The organism is Bartonella sp. TT67HLJMS (genome assembly GCF_042193375.1).
GTDB classification, from domain to species: Bacteria; Pseudomonadota; Alphaproteobacteria; order Rhizobiales; family Rhizobiaceae; genus Bartonella; species Bartonella grahamii.
Map to the genome: position 1 here is coordinate 26,640 of NZ_JBHILP010000004.1, position 18,541 is coordinate 45,180.

The 18,541-nt window shown below is 36.8% G+C and carries 13 protein-coding genes; 10 read left to right on the top strand and 3 right to left on the bottom strand.

Annotated elements, in window-relative coordinates; all coding sequences use genetic code 11:
• Positions 1-175 precede the first annotated feature (175 nt).
• Positions 176-535 (bottom strand): hypothetical protein, encoded by a 360-nt coding sequence (locus ACFIJQ_RS03270; protein ID WP_273787768.1) that lies wholly within the window; start codon positions 533-535, stop codon positions 176-178.
• A 253-nt stretch (positions 536-788) separates the two neighbouring features.
• Between ACFIJQ_RS03270 and ACFIJQ_RS03275 the strand changes: the two genes are divergently transcribed.
• The 3 genes from ACFIJQ_RS03275 to guaB all read left to right on the top strand — a co-directional run bounded on the left by ACFIJQ_RS03275 (position 789) and on the right by guaB (position 5,799).
• Positions 789-2,174 (top strand): sigma-54 dependent transcriptional regulator, encoded by a 1,386-nt coding sequence (locus tag ACFIJQ_RS03275; protein WP_273787769.1) that lies wholly within the window; start codon positions 789-791, stop codon positions 2,172-2,174.
• A gap of 403 nt (positions 2,175-2,577) precedes the next feature.
• The gene (locus tag ACFIJQ_RS03280) at positions 2,578-4,149 is read left to right on the top strand and encodes a phospholipase D family protein (protein WP_375619501.1); all 1,572 of its coding nucleotides are present in this window, start codon (positions 2,578-2,580) and stop codon (positions 4,147-4,149) included.
• Positions 4,150-4,299: 150 nt separating this feature from the next.
• Positions 4,300-5,799, top strand: a complete 1,500-nt coding sequence (guaB, locus tag ACFIJQ_RS03285; protein WP_012754596.1) for an IMP dehydrogenase — start codon at positions 4,300-4,302, stop codon at positions 5,797-5,799.
• Positions 5,800-5,978: 179 nt separating this feature from the next.
• On the opposite strand, the gene ACFIJQ_RS03290 is transcribed toward guaB, so the two are convergent.
• Positions 5,979-6,125, bottom strand: coding sequence for a hypothetical protein (locus ACFIJQ_RS03290; RefSeq protein WP_169728634.1), 147 nt, complete (start codon positions 6,123-6,125; stop codon positions 5,979-5,981).
• A gap of 504 nt (positions 6,126-6,629) precedes the next feature.
• Here ACFIJQ_RS03290 and ACFIJQ_RS03295 point away from each other — a divergent pair.
• The 7 genes from ACFIJQ_RS03295 to ACFIJQ_RS03325 all read left to right on the top strand — a co-directional run bounded on the left by ACFIJQ_RS03295 (position 6,630) and on the right by ACFIJQ_RS03325 (position 15,685).
• The gene (locus ACFIJQ_RS03295; RefSeq protein ID WP_273787772.1) at positions 6,630-7,916 is read left to right on the top strand and encodes an RsmB/NOP family class I SAM-dependent RNA methyltransferase; all 1,287 of its coding nucleotides are present in this window, start codon (positions 6,630-6,632) and stop codon (positions 7,914-7,916) included.
• A gap of 132 nt (positions 7,917-8,048) precedes the next feature.
• Positions 8,049-9,605, top strand: coding sequence for a glutamine-hydrolyzing GMP synthase (gene guaA, locus ACFIJQ_RS03300; RefSeq protein WP_208438601.1), 1,557 nt, complete (start codon positions 8,049-8,051; stop codon positions 9,603-9,605).
• Between the two features lie 170 nt (positions 9,606-9,775).
• A complete protein-coding gene (locus ACFIJQ_RS03305; RefSeq protein ID WP_012754599.1) occupies positions 9,776-10,498 on the top strand; it encodes a glycerophosphodiester phosphodiesterase family protein in 723 nt (240 codons plus the stop codon).
• Positions 10,499-11,459: 961 nt separating this feature from the next.
• A complete protein-coding gene (gene ugpB, locus ACFIJQ_RS03310; protein WP_375628520.1) occupies positions 11,460-12,794 on the top strand; it encodes a sn-glycerol-3-phosphate ABC transporter substrate-binding protein UgpB in 1,335 nt (444 codons plus the stop codon).
• Positions 12,795-12,889: 95 nt separating this feature from the next.
• A complete protein-coding gene (gene ugpA / locus ACFIJQ_RS03315) occupies positions 12,890-13,774 on the top strand; it encodes a sn-glycerol-3-phosphate ABC transporter permease UgpA (RefSeq protein ID WP_012754601.1) in 885 nt (294 codons plus the stop codon).
• A gap of 10 nt (positions 13,775-13,784) precedes the next feature.
• A complete protein-coding gene (gene ugpE / locus ACFIJQ_RS03320; protein WP_273787775.1) occupies positions 13,785-14,636 on the top strand; it encodes a sn-glycerol-3-phosphate ABC transporter permease UgpE in 852 nt (283 codons plus the stop codon).
• A gap of 2 nt (positions 14,637-14,638) precedes the next feature.
• Entirely contained in the window at positions 14,639-15,685 is a 1,047-nt protein-coding gene (locus tag ACFIJQ_RS03325; protein WP_012754603.1) for a sn-glycerol-3-phosphate import ATP-binding protein UgpC, read from the top strand.
• A 1,933-nt stretch (positions 15,686-17,618) separates the two neighbouring features.
• Here the strand turns inward: ACFIJQ_RS03325 and ACFIJQ_RS03330 are convergent.
• Positions 17,619-18,536 (bottom strand): metal ABC transporter solute-binding protein, Zn/Mn family, encoded by a 918-nt coding sequence (locus tag ACFIJQ_RS03330; RefSeq protein WP_375628521.1) that lies wholly within the window; start codon positions 18,534-18,536, stop codon positions 17,619-17,621.
• Positions 18,537-18,541: the final 5 nt, after the last annotated feature.

An 18,541-nucleotide genomic window follows, 5' to 3' on the forward strand; every position in this document is an offset into this window, starting at 1 on the left:
GAAGAAAATGATTATTTTACGCATTTCATAATGTTTAGAAAATTTTCAAGATAAAGATTATATCAGTCTCTTTGCGTATTTTAGAGAGGATCTTCTATCAGGAGGAGAAAAGATCACCTCCTGCTTAATGTATGTGCTCCCTCTGTTCTTAAGAGAGGCTTCCCTTGTACTTTGTTTAAGATTTCCGCTTAAGGAAAAATTGTGCTCCTGTATGTGAGGTGCAGAGAAGTTGTGTGGCGTCATATGACATTGTACAATTGACTCTAGAAATTGTTCCACGGAGAATAGAGCGTATTTCAATTTCTATATTTTGGGCATTGAGATAATTATATGCCCCTTCTGATAGTTTTTCTTCTGTATCTGCTGCACGCGTTTCAAAAACACCATTGTGGAAAGAAGAAATAATACCATTCTCATCAACCCATTTTCCATCAATTCCAGTTGGCATATTTGAGTTATAATATTGCGAAAAGCTACAGGCACTTAACAGCAAGGTGGTAATTGTAAGACATAAAATATGATAGGTATGTTTCATTTATTGCACTCTATTTAGATTATTTTGCTCTCTAGTTTTTATAACATTATTAAATTCCCCCATGAGTCAATATGAAAAATTTAATGAAAATCAATGAAAAAGCAAAAAAATGGAAAAAAATGCCTTAATGTTGTATTTAATTAACAGCTTGATGAAGTTCGTAAGTGAAACACAAGAGGTGAAATATTTCTTATGGTTTACAACAATTTTTATATTAAGCTGCTGAGTAGTCTCAAAGGAGATTATTGACATTATGGTTGGTCCCATTCTTGTTGCGAGTGAAGATTATGGAAGACGTATAGAACTTTCTGCTATGCTGCGAGGTTTTGGTTATCGTGTCATTGAAGCAGAAAATGGTCTCCGTACGATTGATCTTTTACACAGGCGTAAAAACATTGTGCTTGCACTCCTTGATGTCGTTATGAGTGATTTGAGTGTGAGCGATTTGATTAAAATGATTAGAGTTGCTGGTGTTTCTGTTCCTATTGTCGTTATAGCACAACAAGAGAATCAGAATTTACTCCAGAAAGCTTTAACAGCTGGAGCTATTGATTATTGGATCCACCCAGTAACATTATTACGCGTAAGGGTTACTTTGGATATTCTTGCTCTTATTTCTGCCTTGGAGCGTGAAGTTCGAGATATTCGGCGAAAAAAAGAGAATCATTTACGATTTTCTGATCTTTGCATAAAAAGTAGAGCTATGCAGGTAGTGTTAGAACAATCGAGACAAGCAGCAACTTCTTTACAGAATCTTTTGATAGAGGGGGAAGTTGGAACAGGACGTGAGACATTAGCTCGGATTATTCATCATGAGGGATTATTCTCGGAAGGTGTTTTTATTCGTTTTCAATGTTCAGCCATCGTTGATCCAGAAGAAGAAAATCAGCAGTGGTTTAAAGAATTCCTACCATTGGTTTCTTCTCTTGAAAAAGGGACACTTTGCCTTTGTGATATTGATCGACTTGAGCCCATACAGCAAAAACGGTTTGCTCATTACCTTAAAGAAAGGGAAAGGGATACAAAAGGAGAATTTCCCCCTTTTCGGATCATTGCTATTTCAACATCGCGTTTAAAGGATTTGGTTAAAGAGAACTTTTTTTTGCATAGTTTGTTTGAACAATTTTCTCACTTGTCTATTAGCGTCCCTGCTTTACGAGAATTAAGGGATGATTTTCCAGAGATCACACAACGTTTGATTGATCGCATTATCACCGAAACAGGGCGGTCACATGTCCATGGTTTAGCAGGATCTGCTCTTTCCTTGCTTATGCAGTATGATTGGCCTGGCAATAGAAATGAGCTTGAAAACTTTTTATTTCGTGCGATTTTACTCAGTGAAGGACCGTTATTAACTGTTCGAGATTTTCCGCAATTAATGGGAAATCCATTAATGAATGTTCCCAATATCATTGAGGATAATATGCAAGAAGACAATGAACAAGAATCTATAAAATTTTTGAATACTGATGGGCATGTGCGTACTTTTGCAGAGATGGAACACGATATTATCGAGAAAGCGGTTAAACATTATAAAGGACATATGAGTGAGATTGCGCGCCGCCTTCATATTGGTCGCTCTACACTTTATAGAAAAATGGAAGAATTGCGAGCAATAAGAAATCAAGAACGAAAGTAAAATTCATAACAAATCTCTCTTCATGACAAGTATGAGTTTCAAAAAAAATAGAGTGGATTTTGATAAAGTCCGTGGGGGGGCTTAAGAAAACAATCATTTATTGTAAAATTTATCTATAGAGGATGATTTTGTAGATTTAAATCAAATATAAATTTTATGTAACTATTTTAATCGTCTGTTTCAGTTTATACAATTTTAGTTGAGTTTACATTTATTAAAGCAGAGAAGCATTTTTAAAAACTTTTAAATACTACCGCTAAAATTTTTGTATCATTAATATTAAATTTATACTCTCTTAAGCAAGAGGTGGCATTTTATCTGCTACACGGTTAAGATAAAGTGATTAGTATCATCGTTTGCATTACTGATGATGCGATAGCTTAAAATAGAAAGTTTGTCCTCTTTGACTCTTTTACATATTGTTATTGGTTTTGTCCTCTTTTTTTTTATTGCATCTATGTTGGCAATCTACACCTATGGGCGTTTTATGAAAAATGCTAGGGGGCAATGTTCTTATGCGCTACCTATTCAGAAAGATGAAACTAAGCTTGATCGTATCATTAGTCAATTAGCTGAGGAAGAAAATGGATTGGGGATTGATAAAGATGCCCTTTCCCTCATTATCAGCAATTTGGATGCGTTTTGTGTTCGTGCAATAGGAGCTGCAGAGGCTGGGCGTAGCCTTGATCTGATGTATTATATTTGGGATGATGATTTAACAGGGCGTTTATTATTAAGTGAAATAGTTAAGGCAGCGGATCGGGGTGTTCGGGTACGGCTTCTTTTGGATGATATTAACGCTCAAGCACGTGATCCAGCTTATATTGCGCTAGATAAACATCCTCATATCGAGGTGAGAGTGTTTAATCCAGGACGATCGCGTAAAGGTGGATTACGCCGTGGTTTAGAGATTATATTACGGGCGATTACTGTTACACGTAGAATGCATAATAAAGCTTTTATTGTTGATGGTAGGATCGCTTTTGTAGGAGGACGTAATCTTGCAGATTCTTATTTTGATGCTGGTGAAGAATCCCATTTTCGAGATTTAGATTTGATGTTAATCGGACCCTCTGTTAAAAAGGTGGAAAGTATTTTTGATGATTTTTGGAATAGTGCTGTTGTTTTGCCAATTCATACTTTGGTTGTTCCGAAAAGCGCAAGTGATCTTAGCTATTGGAGGGATAAATTACAAAAATTTCGGGATTCCAAGGTTGCAAAAGTTTATTTAGATTATGTCAAAGAGCACATTAATTTTGATTGTTTTATTCAAACAGGAAGGCGGTTATTTTTAGCAGACAAAGTTGTTGTTCTTTCTGACCCTCCAGAAAAAGCATTGCGTAAAAAAGCAAGCAATTGGCTTATGAAGGCACTTTCAAAGGTTATTGGAAATGCCCAAAAAACGGTTCAGATTACGTCACCTTATTTTGTTCCTGGTAAGGTTGGAACGCAGAATTTTAGTAATTTGGTTTCAAAGGGTGTTGATGTCAAAATTCTGACGAATTCTTTAGCAGCTACTGATGTAGCATTGGTGCATGGTGGTTATGTATCGTATCGTAAGGCGTTGTTGAAAAGTGGTGTTAAGCTTTATGAATTAAAAGCGGAGGGCAACACCCATGGGTTACGGTTGTTTCGATCGAGTAAAGCAAGTTTACATGCCAAAGCTTTTTTAATTGATCGTAAAACAGCTTTTATTGGATCTTTAAATTTTGATCCCAGATCAGCATCATTAAATACAGAAATGGGCATTCTTTTTGAATGTGCTCCCATTACAGCAAGATTAGATTTGTTGTTTTCTGAAGAAACCACAGGGGAAATGAGCTATCATCTGCGTCTTGGTAATAATAATCGTATTTATTGGGATTTTATTGAAAATGAAAAAAAATATAGCATTGACCATGAGCCAGAAAGCAATTTTTGGCGTCGCGCATTTGCAAAAATAATAAGTTGGTTACCTATTGAATCACAATTGTAAATTTTTATAAACCACACTTAAAAAAAATATTTATTTTTCTTTTCATTTTGTTTGTAGCATGGCATAATTTTTTGCCAATCTACCACGTATGAGAACCGCAGTTGTATTTTAAAGCTTCTTGCGGTGTTTTATTATAAAAGGAATTTTGCTATGGCAAAGATTGTTGAAACGGGGACAGGTGCATTGGCACTGACTTTTGATGATGTACTTTTACAGCCCGGTCATTCTCTTGTTATGCCTAGTCAAGTGGATCTCAGTACGCGCATTGCAGCGGATATTAAGCTCAATTTGCCATTGCTTTCTGCTGCAATGGATACGGTAACAGAATCGCGTTTGGCAATTGCTATGGCTCAGGCTGGAGGACTTGGGGTTATTCATCGTAATATGTCTCCTGCAGAGCAGGCAGAAGAAGTCCGACAAGTAAAAAAGTTTGAATCTGGTATGGTTGTTAATCCAGTCACAATTGGACCAGATGCAACACTTGAAGAAGCGAAATCTTTGATGCGCTCTCATGGCATTTCAGGTATTCCGGTTGTTGAAAATAGTGTTAAAGGTGAAACAGCGGGACGACTTGTTGGCATTTTGACCAATAGAGATGTCCGTTTCGCATCGGATCCAAAACAAAAAATTTATGAATTAATGACGCATGAAAATTTAATCACAGTGCGTGAAAATGTCCAACTTAATGAAGCAAAATATCTTTTACATCATCATCGTATTGAAAAATTATTAGTTGTGGATGAACAAAATCGTTGTGTCGGACTGATAACAGTTAAGGATATTGAAAAAGCAAAATTAAATCCAAATGCTGCTAAAGATTCTCAAGGGCGCTTGCGTGCTGCAGCGGCCAGTAGTGTTGGGAATGGAGGGATTGAGCGTGCTGAACGCCTCATAGACGCGGGTGTTGATGTGTTGGTCATTGATACAGCGCATGGACATTCTCAACATGTGCTAGAAACTGTTGAACGAATTAAAAAGATGGCTTCCTCTCCAGCTGTTATTGCTGGGAACGTAGCAACCGCTCAAGCAACGCAGGCATTGATTGACAGTGGTGCAGATGCGGTAAAAGTTGGTATTGGTCCTGGCTCTATTTGCACAACGCGTATTGTTGCTGGTGTCGGTGTTCCTCAACTTGCAGCCATTATGAATGCCGCAGAAGTTGCTGAAAAAGCGGGCATTCCCATTATTGCAGATGGTGGAATCAAAGCATCAGGTGATTTTGCTAAAGCTTTAGCTGGTGGGGCTTGTGCAGCGATGATTGGATCTCTTTTAGCAGGTACAGAAGAAAGTCCTGGTGAAGTTTATCTTTATCAAGGTCGATCTTTTAAAGCCTATCGTGGTATGGGATCTGTTGGTGCTATGGCACGAGGATCGGCAGATCGCTATTTTCAAGATGATGTTCGTGATGAACTTAAGTTGGTTCCTGAAGGTGTGGAGGGGCAGGTGGCTTATAAAGGTCCTATAGCATCAGTTCTACATCAGCTTGCTGGTGGACTTCGTGCTTCAATGGGGTATGTTGGAGCAAAAGATCTCGTAGAGTTTCGTGAAAAAGCAACATTTGTACGTATTACGAATGCGGGACTCCATGAAAGTCATACGCATGATGTTTCTATTACACGGGAGAGTCCCAACTATCGTGGGCCAGTTTAAAGATATAAGAGCATAATGTCATATCGCATAAATATAAAATCTTCCGAGAACAAGAAAAAGAGACTGCACTTTTTTCTGTTTGTGATTTGGTGTAATAATCCCAAAAAGGAAAGAATTAGAGGTCAAAACTCTAACTCTTTCTGTTAAGACTATATGAAATAAGCTATATAAAATTAGAATTAACTTTTTGTAGTCTTCCGTCCTGTCTTTGACGCACGTTGGCGAGTGTTTGTCTGATCACTTTGGACGGATTTCTTTCCGTTGTTTGAGGGCATTGTGTTATGACGGCTTTTAGATGAAGTTGTTTTTTCATTATTATAAGTCATTATTTTCTCCTTTTAAATTGTCTGGCAGTTGCCAGTAGAGTAAAAACGGTCATGCCAAATAGTGGTTCCAAGCATTTTCTAAAAAGTTAATTTTTTGGTGAACGTAAGATAAACTTGTTTAATTTTATGAGAAGATTTTTTCTATTTTTTCAGAAGGATAGCCATAAAAGATAGGAGATATTTGATTTTTTCTGTTATTCAGATAATCCTCATAAATTTTATTTAAAGAGTTTATTTTTTTCGTAATGCATGGCGGAAATAAGTTCTTTATGGATAACTGCGTATCTTTTAGTATAAGAGGTAGAGGGATAAAAAAGTGAATGTGCAGAAGATGAAAGGAAAAATCTAGATACTCTAATATTGGATCTTATAAAAAGTATGATCAGATCATTTTAATGTTGAATGTAAATTTTTAATGGCTTTGAGAAGGTTTTATTGGCAAGAAGAAGATAATATTATTTTTTTAGATGATTTAAAATTTTATTATTTTAATGGGAGAAATGAATGCGATTAGGTGGGCGTTTGCAAGCAGCAATAGATGTTCTCAAAGAGATAGAAATGAAGCATCGCCCAGTAGGAGAAGCTTTAAAGGATTGGGGTCTTTCTCATCGCTTTGCTGGAGCAGGTGATCGCGCAGCTATTGGTACAATCGTTTATGATGTTTTAAGACGACGCTATTCTTTACAATGGCGTATGGAGAGTGATGATATCCGAGATATCGTTTTTGGTGCCTTATTAGATTCTGGAAAAATGACGCTGGAGCAAATTGACGGTGAGTTGGCAGAAGATCGGTTTGCGCCGCAGTTATTAGGAGCTAAACAGCGTAAATCGTGGCAAGGTCAGCAATTAGTGGATGCTCCAGACTATATTCGTGGTGATATTCCGCAATGGTGTCAAGCGCATCTGCGTCCTTTATTTGGTGATAATTGGATCACTGAAGCGGCTGCGTTAGCAACGCGTCCTTCTTTAGACCTACGGGTAAATAACCTAAAGGCAACACCAGAAAAGGTGTTGAAAGAATTAGCAAAAACCAAACTTAAATCTTTGCCATGGTTTGGGCAAGCTTTGAGAATTGCACCGATTGAAAAGTTTAACCGTCATCCTAATGTTCAAGTGGAACCAGCTTTTCAAAAAGGACACTTTGAAATACAGGATTTAGGATCTCAAATTGTTGCTCATCTTGTGGAAGCGCGAGAAAGCATGCAGGTATTAGATTATTGCGCAGGTGCTGGGGGTAAAACATTAGCTTTAGCTTCCGATATGAACAATCGTGGGCAAATTTATGCTTATGATTCAGACAAAGCTCGTTTGGCTCCTATTTTTGATCGTCTTCGACGCGCTGGTGTTCGTAATGTACAAACACGAGTGCAAAGAGAAGAATTAAAACCATTAACAGGTCAGATGGATAGAGTTCTACTAGATGCACCATGTAGTGGGACAGGAACATGGCGTCGTCGTCCAGATGCGAAATGGCGTTTAACATTAGAACAGGTGAAACAACGCCAAACAGAACAGAGGTCTATTTTGAATGAAGCGATAGCTTATCTTAAGCCAAATGGGCGCCTAGTCTATATTACCTGTTCTCTCTTTACAGATGAAAATGAGGAACAAATTTCCCGTTTCCTTCAACAACATTCTCATTTTGCTCCAATAGATATGCCAGCGCTTTGGCAGAAACATTTTAGTTTTTCTCCTGTGCAACCAGTTTTTTCAAATTATGGACTTACTTTGTCGCCGGCCACAACACAAACAGATGGGTTCTTTTTATCTGTGTTGCAAAAAAAACATTGATCCATATTTTTGCATTTTTTATCATAAATTTTACGAGAATAATCTTTTTCTTAAGAAAACAGGCTTGTGAAAAGAGAAAGATTGAAACATAACTCTCATGAGTTTTCTTTTACAATTGTTGATTGGTTTTCTATGAGCATATCACATCCAGACACTGTTCTTATTATTGACTTTGGTTCACAAGTTACACAACTTATTGCACGACGGGTACGAGCAATGGGGGTATATTGTGAAATTGCTCCTTTTCAATTGGCTTTAGAAGCTGTGCGACGCATAAATCCTAAAGCTATTATTTTATCAGGGAGTCCTTATTCCGTTATTGATGAGGGCTCTCCGCGTGCTCCAATGGAAATTTTTGAGGCGGGTATTCCGATTCTGGGTATTTGCTATGGGGAACAAGTCATGTGTGTTCAGCTTGGAGGAAAGGTTGAAGCTGGACATGAGCGTGAATTTGGGCGTGCTTTTTTGGAAGTGCAAGAAGAGAGTGCTCTTTTTGATGGAGTGTGGGAAAAAGGTTCTCGTTATCAAGTATGGATGAGCCATGGTGACCGTGTGGCAGCTTTACCAGAAGGTTTTCGTGTCATAGGGACCTCAAACGGAGCTCCTTATGCGGCTATTGCTGATGAAAAAAGACATTTTTATGCAGTACAGTTTCATCCTGAAGTTATCCATACACCAGATGGTACAAAACTTTTGCAAAACTTTATTCATAAAATCTCTGCTATTAAAGGTGGTTGGTCAATGGCTTCTTATCGTGAGCAGGCAATTGCTACGATACGACAAAAAGTTGGGAAAAGTCGTGTGATTTGTGGTCTTTCAGGGGGGGTAGATTCATCTGTTGTAGCGGTACTCCTTCATGAAGCCATAGGAGATCAACTGACATGCATTCTGGTAGACCATGGGCTGATGCGCAAGAATGAAGCTGAAGAAGTTCTCACGCTCTTTCGTGATCATTATAATATAGAGCTTATTCACGTTAATGCTGCCGATATATTTCTTAATGCTTTAGAGGGTGAGACAGATCCAGAAAAAAAGCGCAAAACGATTGGTCGCCTTTTTATTGAAGTTTTTGAAGAAGAAACTAAAAAAATAGGAGGTGCAGAGTTTTTAGCACAAGGAACACTTTATCCAGATGTTATTGAGAGTGTGTCTGCTATTGGTAAAACGGTAACCATTAAAAGCCATCATAATGTGGGTGGGCTGCCAGAACAGATGAATATGCAACTTGTAGAACCGTTGCGTGAGCTCTTTAAGGATGAGGTTCGCTTGCTAGGGCGAGAGTTAGGATTACCAGAGCAGTTTATTGGTCGCCATCCTTTCCCAGGTCCAGGTCTTGCAATTCGCTGTCCAGGTACTGTGACCCGTGAAAAATTAGAAATTTTACGTGAAGCAGATGCTATTTATCTTGAGGAAATCCGTAAAGCCGGTCTTTATGACGAAATTTGGCAAGCTTTTGCTGTTCTTCTTCCTGTTCAAACTGTTGGCGTGATGGGGGATGGTCGCACTTATGAATTTGTTTGTGCTCTTCGTGCCGTCACATCTGTAGATGGAATGACTGCTGATTTTTATCCCTATGATATGGCGTTTTTAGGTAAGACGGCAGCACGTATTATTAACGAAGTTAGAGGGATTAATCGTGTTGTATATGATGTAACTTCAAAGCCTCCTAGTACTATTGAATGGGAATAATTAAAATGAAGGATAAGTCTTTTTAAGAATAAAATATGACTGAGGGGTTGATATTCGAAAAGTGTAGAAAAAATCATTTAAAAATGATTGTGTATTTTCATATGATATAAGCCTTTATCTGGCAATCTGTACGCTAATATCGTTTAAAATTGAGAAGTGTGGAATTTTGCATGTCTGAGAAAAAAATTGTTGCACACCGTGGTGGAGCTCATCTTTATCCTGAAAATACTCTTTCGGCATTTAATAATGCTATAGCGTTAGGTGTTGATGAAGTTGAGTGCGACGTCCATTTGCTGAGAAGTGGTGAAGTGGTTGTCTTTCACGACTTCCGTCTAGACCAATTGGTTGGAAAAAATGGGTATATTCACGACATTGATAATGAAACACGCAAACAACTCTGCGTAAAAGGAAGCCAAGAAGCACCTCCCTTATTAGAAGAGGTGCTTGATCTTTTAGCACCAACGAATATCGCATTGCATCTTGAAATCAAGACATGTGGTGAAGTGGAGCGTGAAACAATATTATCCCAAAAAGCGCTTGCGCTAATAAAAAGCCGAAATTTATCAGAACGGGTTTCTGCAATTAGTTTTGATCCTTTGATCCTTCGTCCTTTTATTGAAGCGGGAATACCATCTGGTCCATGTGTTGATAATTTTGAAGGTGATATGTACCTTCATTTTTCTGAATGGAAGCAATTAGGTTATTCTGATCTAAGTTTAGATGGCTCTATTGTTTCACAGGACTTTATTGAATCAGCTCTTGAGGCTGGTTTTACTGTAGGGGTATGGACAATTAATGGAAAAGCTCGGTTATCACATTGGCTTGACATGCCTGTACATTATATTACGACAGATCAACCCGATCTCGCATTGCAATTGCGTGCACAAAGGTAAAAATACATCAATACAAAGGGAACTATATATCCTCATAAAGCTAGCGTAATGAAAGAAGAAAAATTATCTAATATATAACAATAATACATTGATTTATAATGATAATTAATGGTTTACTTATGTGAATAAGAGACCTTAATACGTAAGATTTTCTTATTTCAAATCTTTTTACAATGAATCAATTCAAATCATTCGTTTGCACATTACAAGCAGGGTTGGTGTGTGGATAAAAAGTTATTGAGAAAAGAATAAAAATATTCATTTAACGTATTTCAAATGCAAGACTTTTTGAAGCATTAGGGTCTCATATGATGGTGTCTTTTGCACTTTTATGAAGTATAAAAATGATGGCATACAAAAAGTCTTATATAATTTAGTGGAGAGACTTTATGGCTTATTTTATAGGAGCTATCATGCAATGTAGATGTATTGAAAGATTTTTTTACAGCGTGAAAATTGGTAATACAATGTCATGTTGTTTTGCGTGAGGGGCGTGATCTCACTACAGGAAAGGGGACTACTAAGCGCTTCAAAATGATTTTCTTAGTTTTAAGAAAAATTCTATTTGTCTCTTCGTTAATTCAGTAGCAACATCGTGTTAAAGTTATAAGCCGAGAACTATAAGACAAATAACAAAAGAATAAACAATTCTTTTTTAAAAAGTAAATCCAGATATTAAAATAATCATTGAATGACATTTACGATCTATATTTTTACCAATTGACTTTGCTTATTTAAGCCATCTCACTTTTTTCAGATAGCTACAAATGCGTATCTCGTTAATACATCAGAAAGCTTATAAAAGAAAACGAATAAATTTAAACAAATTCATTTGACCTTTTTGTGGTTCCTGTTTAAATGAGAGAATATATTTCTGAAATAAAACTGTCATAGCATATTCATGTGTAATACTATAAATTTAGGGGTAGTTTGTATTCCATCACTTCAGAAAGGGTGAGCCATGAGTCGTTTTTATCTTTCCATAGCGGCCACGGTTGCTATCATAATGTCTACAGCGGGAATAACAGCAAGTTTTGCGCAGACAAAAATCAGCTTTTGGCATTCGATGAGTGGTGAATTAGGAAAGCAAACTGAAAGTCTCATTAACGATTTTAATGCAAGTCAATCTGAGTATAAAGTTGTTCCTTCATTTCGCGGCGAATATGAAGAGGGGTTGATTTCACTCATTGCAGCATTTCGTGGAAAGAAACAGCCAGTACTTGCCCAAATTTATGACGTTGGTACTGGGACTATGATGGCTGCAAAAGGCGCAATCTATCCATTTTATCAACTTATGGCTGATACAAAACAAGAATTTGATCCTACAGATTATTTCCCTGCTATTAGTGGTTATTACTCCGATGAACAGGGACGTATCATCTCTATGCCATTCAATATTTCAACTCCCATTCTTTATTATAACAAAGATATCTTTAAAAAAGCGGGGCTTGATCCGGAACAGCCTCCTAAAACGTGGCAAGATATAGAAGACTTTTCCAAAAAAATTCTTGAGACTAAAGCGGCAACTTGCGGTTTTACAATGGCTTATGCCGCTCAATGGATTGGTATAGAAAATTTTTCAGCGTTGCATAATGTTCCTTTTGGAACCAAGGAGAATGGTTTTAAAGGACTTGATTCAGAACTTACATTTAATGGACCTTTACAAGTGCGTATGTGGTCTGACCTGAAAAAGTGGTCTGATCAAGGTATTTTCCGTTATGGTGGTCCAGCGGGCGCATTGGATTCAACACCAATGTTTATGGCACAAAATTGTGCAATTTTTATGCAATCTTCAGGATCACATGCTGGAATTGTTTCTGAAGCTCAGTTTGATGTGGGAGTTGGTATGCTGCCGTACTATAAGGATGTAGAAGGAACACCACAAAATTCAGTTATTGGTGGAGCTTCTATTTGGGCGTTCAAGGGACATACCCCAAAGGAATATGCAGGGGCAGCCGCTTTTCTTAAATTTCTTTCAAAAACTGAAAACCAAGCAAAATGGCATCAGAAAACAGGTTATCTTCCAACCACAAAAGCGACTTATGAATTGAGCAAAAAACAACATTTCTATGAAAAAACGCCAGGTGCGGATATAGCTATCAAACAGATTAATCTTAATCCACCAACAGTTAACTCGAAAGGGATAAGATTTGGTAATTTACCACAAATCCGCGCCATTCTTGATCAAGAGTTGGAAGCTGTTCTTAGTGGTTCAAAAACACCGAAAGATGGTTTAGATGAGACCGTTGAACGTGGAAATAAACTCTTGCGTGAATTTGAAAAATCTAATCATTAATCTCGTTTTATTGTTAAACATTAAAGACTCAACAAAAACAGTTGAGTTCTTTTTGTTTATCTTTTTTAAGTCTCTACATTTAAAGAGCCCTACGAATGCAAGAAAAACATGCATATTTTAAAAATAGTCTACTTTCTTACGGACTGCTTTTTCCTCAGCTTCTTGTGACTTTTTTATTTTTCTTTTGGCCTGCTGCTCAAGCAATAAAATCATCTTTTGAGCGTGAAGACCCTTTTGGCTTTACAACAACCTTTATTGGTTTTGAAAATTATCTAACCGTTCTTTCTGATCCTACTTATCTGCAATCACTTCTTACAACCGCAGTATTTTCCATCTCAGTTACTGTCGCTTCAATGACAATATCACTTCTCTTAGCTGTCTGTGTTGATCGTGTCATCCGTGCAAAAAAGGCTTATACAATGCTTTTGCTCTGGCCCTATGCTGTTGCTCCAGTATTGGCAGGTATATTATGGCTGTTTATCTTTCATCCCACTATCGGAATTATCCCTTTTCTTCTCGAGAAAATAGGGGTGCTATGGAATTATCGTATTAATGGCACTCAAGCAATGATTCTTATTGTCATAGCAGCTAGTTGGAAACAAATTTCTTACAATTTTCTCTTTTTTCTTACGGGGCTTCAGTCTGTTCCGCGTTCTCAAATAGAAGCAGCCGCCATTGATGGTGCTGGTCCCTTTAAACGATTTTGGACTGTGGTCTTCCCGCAAATTTCACCAACGACGTTTTTCCTTCTTATTGTCAATGTCAATTATGTTATGTTTGATACCTTTGGTATTATTGATAATACAACTTCTGGAGGTCCTGCGCGTGCAACGAGCATCCTCGTCTATAAAGTATATGACGATGGCTTTAGAAATCAAATAATCGGTGCATCAGCAGCACAATCAACAATATTGATGTTGATGGTTATTGTCTTAACCTTTATTCAGTTTCGCTGGATTGAGCGCCGTGTACAATATTAGGAAGTAAATTATGGTTGAAAATCGCCCTATTTTGAAATTTCTAACCCATCTTACTCTCATTGTTGGCATTATCATTATTTGCTTTCCAGTTTATGTTGCTATCATTGCATCAACCCATAGTTCAGCAGCATTCAACTCAGGAACACTTCCTCTTTTACCTGGGAAGTATGCTTTGGAAAATTATAAAACAATCTTTGGTGATGGCCTTGCACAACTCGGTCTTCCCAACCTCTGGCCACTCTTAATGAATTCACTCATTATGGCTCTAGGGATTAGTATTGGGAAAATTATTATTTCACTTTTGTCTGCTTATGCAATTGTTTATATGCGTTTTCCTTTCCGAAAAACTGCTTTTGTTCTTATTTTTGTTACATTGATGCTCCCTGTCGAAGTTCGTATTCTTCCAACCTATGAGGTTGTTGCGAAATTGGGGATGATTGACACCTATAGTGGAATGATTATTCCACTTATTGCATCTGCAACCGCTACGTTTTTATTTCGCCAGTTTTTTTTGACTATTCCAGATGAACTCTTAGAGGCGGCACGTGTTGATGGTGCAGGTCCAGTTAAATTTTTTAAGGATATTCTTCTTCCTCTTAGTAAAAGCAATATCGCTGCTTTATTTATCATTATGTTCATTTATGGATGGATACAATATCTCTGGCCTCTTATCATCACAACGGATCAAAAGCATCAAACGATCCTTATTATTTTAAAACAGCTTATTGTCGAATCACTTCAACATGATCCTCAATGGAATATACTCATGGCAGTATCGGTTGTTGCCATGGTTCCCCCTGTTCTTGTTGTTATCTTCATGCAACGGCTTTTTATCAAAGGCCTTATTGAAACGGAGAAGTAATTATGGCCATAATCCAGTTATCAAATATAAAAAAACGGTATGACAACGGCATTCTGGTCATTGATGATTTAAACTTAACTGTTGCTGATAAAGAACTTCTTGTTCTTGTCGGTCCTTCAGGGTGCGGAAAATCAACCTTATTGCGTATTATAGCAGGACTTGAACAAGTTACTTCAGGTGAATTATGTATTGATAACGAACGTATCAATGATCGTGAACCAGCTGATCGTGATATTGCTATGGTTTTTCAAAATTATGCTCTTTATCCCCATATGACAGTTCGTGGAAACTTAGAATATGGTCTTAAAAATCGTAAAACTCCTAAAGAAGAAATTAAAAAACGCATCGCACATGCTGCAAAACTTTTGGAGATAGAATCATTTCTTGATCGTAAGCCACGACAATTATCAGGAGGACAACGTCAGCGTGTTGCAATGGGGCGTGTGATTGTACGCCAACCCCGTGTTTTTCTTTTTGATGAACCTCTTTCAAATCTTGATGCAAAATTGCGGGCGCAAATGTGTATTGAAATAAAAACACTACAGCGTTCATTAGGAACGACCAGCCTCTATGTTACCCATGATCAACTAGAAGCTATGACATTAGCTGATAGAATAGTCGTTTTGAATAAAGGAGCTATCGAGCAAATTGGAACACCAATGGAAATTTACGACACTCCAGCAACAACATTTGTTGCTGACTTTATTGGTTCTCCTCCTATGAATTTTCTTGATCGCCATGTCTTAGAACAACATTTAGGGCATTCATTTTCTTATGGCAAAGAAACTGATCTTTTAGCATTCAGACCTGAAATAATCTTATTGGGCGAACATCCAGATAAAGGACCTGTCTTTCACACAAAAATTGAGCTTATCAAGCCTATTGGAACAGGTTGCCATGTTTTAACGCGTTGGAATAATATCATCTTTACGATTGAAATAAAAGAACGCTTGACACACGACTATGGGCAAAAACTAAGTTTCACTGTCGCTCATCAGAATTTTCATACTTTTAACAAAAACACTGGAAAGCGTACAAATAATAAGTAAGCATTAATTGATGTAACACGACTTTCTTTTATGTTGCGTTTCGATTTTCTCGATTGTATTTACAAAATCAGGTTGTAACCGATGGGATTAAAAACAAAATTTTAAAAGTTTTGGTAATGATCCATTGTCCCATGGCGCTGAGAATGTCAAAACATTTATATGAAGAAAATGTGCATTTTCACGGTCTGTGAGAAGAATATTATTTTCAAACCTCAAACATAATAAAATCATTTTCATTATAAAAAAATATCAATATAAAATAACCATTGATTAACTCTATTTTTCTCATTTATAAATTTTTTCATAAAAAACAATATATTATCATATGTTTCTTGATGTAATAATTTATGTAACTTATAAAAAGTAAATGAGAGAAATAGAGGGAAACAATAATTCACAGATGAGAGGGGATGCGCCCCATATCGTAGCTTTGATCCCTAACATAAGAAGTCTATTTGATCCAAAAAATACGACGCTGTTCTAAATAGTCTGTACGAGAATAGGCATATTCTATTTTACTGCTGACCATATGATCTTAAATGGTTTCAGAGATCCTATAAGAGGCATCTGTTTTTTTACCAATTACATAAATTAGAGAGAAATCTGCACGCGCATGCTGCAAGTTTATTTTTTCTCATGTAAATCACTATGCAATTCTCAGCGAGGGTATCCGATCAGTTGCAAAAGAAATCACTGAGAGATAGAAGGCGCGCTTGTTTTACAATTTTCATTACTTTTAATGATAAAAGCAGATGAAACACATCTGTAACATCCCATCGATCTTTCTATATTCTTGAGTTAAAAAATTGCCTATAGACCATTCTTAAACATATTTTTATGAATATGACATAAGGGATTGGTGCGAACACCTATAAGAATCAGCAGGGATAAAGACAATTATCTTGTTGTTTTGCAAAGTATTTTATGAAAGCTGGTATATTTTTTCAATATATTGCCAGTCTATTAATGATTTTATGATATTGCTTTCTTATAAAGTGCGTGCTTTTTTGTTGCTTATAAATCAACCTAAACTTTATACAGCAGTATGTTTGAGACAAATATGAAGACGGCTCAGTGTTGTATTCAGTTTTTGTATATCAGAGTGGAATAAGCTTATCTTCTTATGTAATTTCTAAAATGAGGAGACAGCTTAGTTTAGGGGGAATATGAAAGCAGAAAGATAAAAAATAGTTTCTATCTTTAGCATCATCTTTTAATTTAATATTGCGACTTTCAAAAGCATCTGAGCCAATGTCTCTTACATAATGGAGACTGCGCATTGCCGAACACATTTTTTTATTACGTTCTTTGAATAGAATTACATCTCTTATACAAAACAGAATACCTAAACAGAAGGCTATTAGGTTGTCAATTCACGCACTTGTTTTAAAAATATTTTGCAAGGTTATTCCAACTGTTTTTTCACGCAGTCGTTTATGAGTAGTATAACATAAATCCATTGTGTATCGCCATCTTTATGCTTATAAAAATGCAAGCTGAGTCCATCATCATATTCTCTGCCAGTCTCCAACATTGCAACAATTATTGTGTTGAGACTCTTCATAAGAGGCATTTTTTCTTCAAGTGGTTTTTATTCATACACTCATTCTACTTGCATGTTATAAATGGAGTTGGGTAGATAAAAATACTTTAAGAAAGAGACCCCAAATGCTTCTTATGAATCGTTTCAAGTGTCGAGAGTTATTGTAAAAGAAGCGTTGGAAAATAGAATGATGCCGCTGACGATCTGGGCACCATGAGGCAATAAATCCACTTACTTTATCTATCTTAGCATCTATTGAGTATAAATTTCTCTGTAAAAGTAACTTTATTTTATATCAATAGTATCAATTATAGATGTTGGGTATCATTAGTAATATAATCATAGACTTACGATTTTATGAACGCTTTTTTATCTCTTTTGGAGAAAGTTTTAATGTTTTGTGATGGCATCAATGATGGTATTCACATTATGTTCCATCATATCGAGATAAGTTGCTGCAGGGCCATTTTTATTTGACAATGCATCAGAATAAAGAGTTCCACCAATTTTTAAACCTGTTTCTTTTGCAATCTGTTTTATGAGCCGAGGATTAGAGATATTTTCAACGAATAGTGCAGCTGCTTTATTCGCCTTAATTTGTTTGATAAGTTTAGCAACATCGGCTGCGGTTGCTTCAGCTTCTGTTGAAGCACTTTGGGGAGCAAGGATAGTAAAACCATATTCTTTGGCAAAATAGCCAAAGGCGTCATGAGATGTGATAATGATACGCTTATCTTTAGGGATGGTAGCAATTTTTGTTTTCAGGGTATCTTGTGCTATTTTAAGTTTTTGGATGTAGGTTTCGGCATTTTTTTTGTAGCTGGTGCAGGATTGTGGATCGATTTTACAAAAAGCAGCAGCGATATTCTTCACATAGATTTTGACATTGGGAATTGTTTGCCAAGCGTGTGGATCAATAACGCTGTGGTGGTGATGGGCATTATGTTCTTGATTGTTCATTTCGAGGGAGGGAATGTTAGCGCTAACTTTGACAAGAAGTGCTTTTGTACCGCTTGCTGTAATGAGGCGATCAATGAATCCTTCTAAATGAAGTCCGTTGATGAAAATAATTTGAGCATTTCTAAGAGCTTGAGCATCATGGGGGGTAGGTTCATAAGTGTGGGTATTCGCATTGGGACCTACAAAAGTGGTCATAGAGATATGGTTGTCTCCTACATTTTTTACGAGATCTGCGAGAATAGAAAAGCTCGCAACAACTTTGATTTTATTGTTTGCAGAAGCAGAAAATGGAGAAAAGGAAAGCAATAAAGCTCCAAGAAGAACAAATTTTTGAGCAAACTTAGGCACATTTT